The organism is Pseudoduganella sp., from assembly GCF_041914865.1.
Taxonomy (GTDB): domain Bacteria; phylum Pseudomonadota; class Gammaproteobacteria; order Burkholderiales; family Burkholderiaceae_D; genus Rugamonas.
Map to the genome: position 1 here is coordinate 1 of NZ_JAYSCO010000109.1, position 5706 is coordinate 5706.

Consider the following 5706-nt stretch of genomic DNA (forward strand, 5'->3'; position numbering starts at 1 on the left):
ATTGCCAGACCTGACCCCGAACTTCCGCGTAGAATGGGGCGATGCGAATGCTCAAGCACAAGGCGGTGGCCTTTGTGCTGGCGCATCCCCTGGACTTCGCGCTCCAGTGCTTGAGGGGCTTCCGGGCGAACCAGGGCTTGCTGCTGGCCGGCGCTGTGGCCTATTACTCGCTGCTCTCCATCGTCCCGCTGCTGATGCTGGTCGTGGTGGCGCTGTCGCATGTCATCCCGCAGCAGGAGCTGCTGCAGATTATCGGGCGCTACCTGGAATGGCTGATCCCGGGCCAGTCACAGGCGGTGGTGGCGGAAGTCGGCCATTTCCTCGAGCATCGCGAACTGGTCGGCTGGGCCCTGGTGCTGGTGATGCTGTTCTTTAGCTCGCTGGCCTTTACCGTGCTGGAAAACGCGATGTGCGTGATCTTCCTGCACCGCGTGGCGGTGCGGCGGCGCCATTTTCTCGTCTCGGCCCTGCTGCCTTACTGTTACATCCTGTTCCTCGGCATCGGCGCCCTGGTGATGACCCTGGTCGCCGGCAGCCTGCAGGTGATTGGCGAGGAGAGCGTGCGCCTGTTCGGCCGCGCCTGGTCGCTGCATGGCTTGTCCGGCGTGCTGCTCTACCTGCTGGGCCTGGCCGGGGAAGTGTTGATGCTGAGCTCGATTTACCTGGTGATGCCGGTCGGCCGCCTGTCATGGACGCATGCGCTGATCGGCGGCGTGACGGCGACTGCGCTGTGGGAGGTGGCGCGCCATGTGCTGGTCTGGTACTTCTCCACCCTGTCGCAGGTCAACCTGGTGTACGGCTCGATGACGACCGCTATCGTGGTCATGTTCAGCCTGGAGATCGGCGCCACGCTGCTGCTGTTCGGGGCGCAGGTGATTTCCGAGTTTGAGCGGGTGCTGCGCGGTGAGCAGAACAAGGCGCCGCACCGGCTGCAGACCAAAACCGCCTGTTAGGCCAGCGGCAGGGTAATCGTGAAGCGCGCCCCGCCCAGCGCCGAGACGCCGGCTTCCAGCGTGCCGCCGTGCAGTCCGACCGCCTTGCGCGCAATCGACAGGCCCAGGCCGAAACCGCCGGTATTGCGGTCGCGGCTGCGGTCCAGGCGGTAAAACGGCTCGAACACGCGCTCCCGCTCGTGGTCCGGAATGCCGGGGCCGTCGTCCTCCACCACTACCTGTACCGCGCCCTGGCCGCGCAGGGCACTGAGCCGCACCGTGCGCGTGCCGTACTTGAGGGCATTGCGCAGCAGGTTGCCGATGGCCCGTTCGAGCAGGCGCTGGTCGCCGCTGACCGTGCCCAGGCCCGGCTGCAGCTCCATCTCCAGCACCATGCCCTCGGCGGGCGGCAGGGTGTCGCGGCAGTGCGCCAGCGCGGCGGACAGGTCGAAGGGCTGGCGCTGCAGGTCCAGTTCGGCATCCAGGCGGGTCATGCCGAGCAGCTCGTTGACCAGTTCTTTCAGCTCCCGCAGGTCGCCTTCCATGGCGTTGATGCGCTTGTCCAGCGCCGGGTTTTCCGCCGCATCGCGCAGCAGCTCCAACGCGAATTCGAGGCGGGCGATCGGCGTGCGGATCTCATGCCCGACCGAGTGCAGCAGGTTGCGCTGCGAGTCGAGCAGGCGTGCAATGCGGTCGGCCATGTGGTTGATACGCTCGGCCAGCGGGTAAATACTGTCGCGCCGCTGCATATGGGCGCGCGCCGCCAGGTCGCCGCCGCCGAAGCGGTCGGCGACGTCGGACAGCTGTTGCAAGCCCTGCCAGTGCGCGCGCGACCAGACGGCAATCGGGATCAGCAGCACCAGCGCCACGATCAGGTAGCGCACCGCTTCCATCGACAGGGCGAAGCCGATATCGATCGGCAAGTCCTGCGCCACCAGCGCCTCCTCATTACTGCCGATATAGCGCTCGCCGGCCAGGTCGACGCGCCGGTAGAAAGCCTTGCGCCCGATATCCAGCACCACGTCGCCGCGTTCAAAGCCGGCCGCGTCGACCCCGGACAACTGCCTGCGCACATCGGCAAGCGGCACCAGTTCGAAGCGCACGCCCGACACTTCGCGCACCTTGTTCAGCCGGTCCAGCCACTGGTCGGCCGGGGCCTGGTCGATGTATTGCTCAAGCAGGAAGATCTGGGCTGCCGCCTGGCGCCGCGCAATCGAGTCGAGGGGGTCGCCAAACAGGCGATTAATTGAGAAATAGACAATGAATGCCGCCGCACTGATGGACAGCATCACCAGTATGAAGAAGCGGAAGAACAGGCGATTCATCAGGCGGCATTGTATAAGAATCAAGCAACAAAGAATGATTGTCGTACAAATTTGCGACAAAAAGCGTACAGCTCGCGGGGGATTTTACGGCCTGGCTTACCTAAGATCCCATTATCGAATGGGAGGGTTGGGCAATGAACAAATTTGCAACTTGCAGCGCCTTGCTGGCGTCACTGTTCCTCGCCGCCTGTGGCGGAGGCGGTGGCACGTCCGGCACAAACCGTAGCGCCAGCCAGATCGCCGTGGGCGAACCGGCACCGGGCGCCCCAGCCAAGGACGAATTCATCAAGCTGGCCCGTGCCGCCGACTGTTCCGACTTTGCCAACCGCCTGTACATCATCGACGGCAAGCAAGTGTTCTGGGAGCGTGCCGGCAACTGCGCCGATGCCTCCTACAGCCACGTGCTGTACGGACTGACCCCGCAAAACGAGCAGTGCTCGGTGAGCGACAGCATTGCCGGCCCGCGCACGTCCTGCAAGGACGAAAGCCAGCGCGCCCTGATCGAAACCATCACGCGCAACCTGGACAAGCCCGACCTGGGTACCGGCCGCAAGGTGGAGTACATCGTTTTCCCACCGAAGGACGGCCCGGTTTCCTTCGAAACGCTGGCCCACAACACCTACAGCGGCGCCTTTAATGCCGAAGAAGTGGTGATCCGCGACAACGCGGCGCTGGCGAAGTTCTGGAATGCGGTGTATGACGGCGTCAGCCCGCCCCTGGTCGTGCCAAGCGTCGACTTCAACCGCAAGATGGTGATTGGCATCGCGGCAGGCGGCTATCCGAATGGCTGCATCGACCTCGTTGTCGACAAGCTGGTGGCGAACGGCGGCGACCTGCAGCTGAACTACCACGTGGCCACGCCGCCGGACGGCGCCGCCTGCACCTTGGCAATCGTCTTCCCAGCCACCATCATCGTGCTGGATCGTATCGACGGGAAAGTGCAGTTCATTAAGGGGTAAAACGATTTAGCGGCGTGGGAATGTAATGCAATTACAATATTGCACATTCCCACACGTTGACGTTTCATATGCAAAAGTACCTGTACCTCGCCCTCGCAGGCGTTTGCGGCACGGCAGCTGCGCAAACACCGGCCACCAACCCGATGCCTGACGGCAGCCGGGATATGTACATTGGCGTGGGCGTCCAGAACGTGCCGCGCTTTGACGGCGCGCGCGACAACCGCACCTTGCCGCTGCCGGTGCTGCAGGTCCAATGGAGTAACGGTATTTTCATCGCCGGCACCACGGTCGGCATGCACCTGTCGCAAAACCCGTCGCTGGAGTACGGCCCCCTGCTGGCCATGTCGCCGCGGCGCGACCAGGACGGCTTGTCGCAGGGCGTCGGCAGCATGGGTGAAGCGTCGAACATGCACGCCAACATTACCGGCGTGAACCCGGGCGGCGGCATCGTGCCCGGCGACGACCGCGCGGCGCGCGCCAACAAGCTGCAGGGCATGGACGTCATCGGGCGTCGCCTGGTGTTTGGCGGTTTCCTGAACTATTACCTGACGCCCAAGCTGCGCCTGACCAACAGCCTGACCTATGGCGGCGGCAAAGACCACAATGGCGCACGCCTGCACACATCGCTGCAATACATCCTGGAGGACGTGGTGCCGCACCATACCGTCATCCTGTCCGCCGGCGCCTCGGTGGTCAACCGCGCCAACAACCAAACCTGGTTCGGCCTGACCAAGGAAGAAGGCGAGCGCACGGGCCTTGGCTATTACCGGCCGGGCGGCGGCGTGCAGGACGTGCGCCTGGGCGCGCGCTGGAACTGGGCGCTGGCCCCGAGCTGGATCCTGACTTCGGGCGTGCAGGTCAACCGCCTGGTCGGTGATGCCAAAGCCAGCCCGCTGGTTGAGCGGGCGACCAATGTTTCCGTTTCCACTGCCCTGGCCTACCGATTCTGATGAAGACCACGACCCTGCTCCGCGCCACGCTGCCGGCCTTGTGCCTGGCGGTGGTGTCCTGTGCCGTCCAGGCGCAGGAGGAGTGGGTCAGCTATCGCGACGCCTACAAGCAGATGGTGGTGTTCGCCAAATACGGCAAACCGAAGAACTTCCTGCAGATCCACTACCAGGTCAGCCCGCGCGACGCCTCGGCCACGCTGGAAGGCCTGCACCTGACGCTGACCGGCAAGAACACGCAACTGAACCTGCCGCTCGACGCGGCCGGCCGCACCGTCTTCCCGTTGTTGAAGGCGGCGTATGACGACAACGCCGTGCTGGCGCTGAACCGCAAGCTGCTGCACTACCGATTTGTGCCGCGCGTATCGATCATGGCGCGCAACGACGGCATTTACGAATCGGCCGACCTGCGCGCCGCCTGCGAGCAGGCGCTGGCCTACCAGCGTTATGTCGATGCTTCGTATGGAGCGAAGAAATGCAGCGGCGTACGTTTCGTCTTCGTCAACCGCGCCGACGCATTGGTACAGGTGAAATTCGGCCAGCGCGAAGCGCCGCTGCCGGTGGTGGACGGCCCCGCGTTCGAAGGCGAAACGGTGGGCAGCTACCGTACCGCGACTTACCGCTTTGCCGACTGGTCAGTGCAAGGCCAGGTCGTCAGCCAGAACACCCCGCTGGCCATCGCCCCGCTCTACGAATAAGCAGGGTCCGGCCCTTGGGCCGTACCCTGGTTTCCCGGGTTTCAGTTCCAGGCCGACGGCGAGAACAGATACCCCTCACCCCAAACGGTCTTGATCTTCTCCCCATCCGCATCATCGAACTTGCGGCGCAGCTTAGAGATGCTGTTATCGATGCTGCGATCCAGTCCATCGAACTCGATCCCGCGCATGGTCTTGAGCAGCGCATCGCGCGACAGCACCGTGCCGGCCGATTCCGCCAGCACCAGCAGCAGCTTGTATTCCGTATTCGACAGCGGACAAGACTGGCCGCGCCAGGTCACCGAACGGTCGCTGGTCGCGATGCTCAGCTGGCCGAAATTCAGCAAGTCCGCCTCCGGCTTACCCTGGCGGCGGCGCAGCAGCGCACGCAGGCGGGCCAGCAGCACGCGCGGCTGCACCGGCTTGTTGATGAAGTCATCGGCGCCTTGTTCCAGCAGCGACACCTCATCGTAAGAATCCTCGCGCGCAGTCATGATCAGGATCGGCACATCGCTCACCTCGCGGATCTGCTGGCTGACCTTCATGCCATCCATCCCAGGCAGCATCAAGTCCAGCACCACGATGTCGGGATTGGCCGCCTTGAAGCGCCCCAGCGCCTCATCGCCGCGCGGCACCACATCCACCTTGAATTCATAGCCCGCCAAATACTCCGTGACCAGCTCGGCCAGGCGCGCATCGTCTTCCACCAACATCACATGAACCATGACTATCTCCTTGTGGCGGATATTCTATAAGACCAGCGCGCCAGTGACACGCCGGCCCAAGAATTAAGACAAAGGATTACATCTGATTACAGTGCGGAAATTCGGGGTCAGGTCTGACAATCG

The 5706-nt window shown here is 63.8% G+C and carries 6 protein-coding genes; 4 read left to right on the top strand and 2 right to left on the bottom strand.

The window, feature by feature from the left end; translation table 11 throughout:
• Positions 1–47 precede the first annotated feature (47 nt).
• A complete protein-coding gene (locus ACE3TQ_RS26620; RefSeq protein ID WP_374586732.1) occupies positions 48–953 on the top strand; it encodes a YihY/virulence factor BrkB family protein in 906 nt (301 codons plus the stop codon).
• On the opposite strand, the gene ACE3TQ_RS26625 is transcribed toward ACE3TQ_RS26620, so the two are convergent.
• Positions 950–2257, bottom strand: coding sequence for an ATP-binding protein (locus ACE3TQ_RS26625; protein ID WP_374586734.1), 1308 nt, complete (start codon positions 2255–2257; stop codon positions 950–952). The two genes, ACE3TQ_RS26620 and ACE3TQ_RS26625, sit on opposite strands and share 4 nt — an antisense overlap.
• Before the next feature lie 134 nt (positions 2258–2391).
• On the opposite strand from ACE3TQ_RS26625, the gene ACE3TQ_RS26630 reads away from it, so the two are divergent.
• The 3 genes from ACE3TQ_RS26630 to ACE3TQ_RS26640 all read left to right on the top strand — a co-directional run bounded on the left by ACE3TQ_RS26630 (position 2392) and on the right by ACE3TQ_RS26640 (position 4861).
• Positions 2392–3216, top strand: coding sequence for a hypothetical protein (locus tag ACE3TQ_RS26630; protein WP_374586736.1), 825 nt, complete (start codon positions 2392–2394; stop codon positions 3214–3216).
• A gap of 68 nt (positions 3217–3284) precedes the next feature.
• Entirely contained in the window at positions 3285–4166 is an 882-nt protein-coding gene (locus tag ACE3TQ_RS26635; protein ID WP_374586738.1) for a MipA/OmpV family protein, read from the top strand.
• The gene (locus ACE3TQ_RS26640) at positions 4166–4861 is read left to right on the top strand and encodes a hypothetical protein (protein ID WP_374586740.1); all 696 of its coding nucleotides are present in this window, start codon (positions 4166–4168) and stop codon (positions 4859–4861) included. Before ACE3TQ_RS26635 ends, ACE3TQ_RS26640 begins: the two co-directional genes overlap by 1 nt.
• Before the next feature lie 41 nt (positions 4862–4902).
• Here ACE3TQ_RS26640 and ACE3TQ_RS26645 read toward each other — a convergent pair whose 3' ends face one another.
• Complete coding sequence (locus ACE3TQ_RS26645) at positions 4903–5583, bottom strand: response regulator (RefSeq protein ID WP_374586742.1); 681 nt, start codon at positions 5581–5583, stop codon at positions 4903–4905.
• Positions 5584–5706: the final 123 nt, after the last annotated feature.

Excerpts from the sequence above, each read along its gene's own strand:
- ACE3TQ_RS26630 (WP_374586736.1), top strand. The coding sequence starts at position 2,392 with ATGAACAAATTTGCAACTTGCAGCGCCTTGCTGGCGTCACTGTTCCTC.
- ACE3TQ_RS26640 (WP_374586740.1), top strand. The coding sequence starts at position 4,166 with ATGAAGACCACGACCCTGCTCCGCGCCACGCTGCCGGCCTTGTGCCTG.
- ACE3TQ_RS26645 (WP_374586742.1), bottom strand. The coding sequence starts at position 5,583 with ATGGTTCATGTGATGTTGGTGGAAGACGATGCGCGCCTGGCCGAGCTG.
- ACE3TQ_RS26620 (WP_374586732.1), top strand. The coding sequence starts at position 48 with ATGCTCAAGCACAAGGCGGTGGCCTTTGTGCTGGCGCATCCCCTGGAC.
- ACE3TQ_RS26635 (WP_374586738.1), top strand. The coding sequence starts at position 3,285 with ATGCAAAAGTACCTGTACCTCGCCCTCGCAGGCGTTTGCGGCACGGCA.
- ACE3TQ_RS26625 (WP_374586734.1), bottom strand. The coding sequence starts at position 2,257 with ATGAATCGCCTGTTCTTCCGCTTCTTCATACTGGTGATGCTGTCCATC.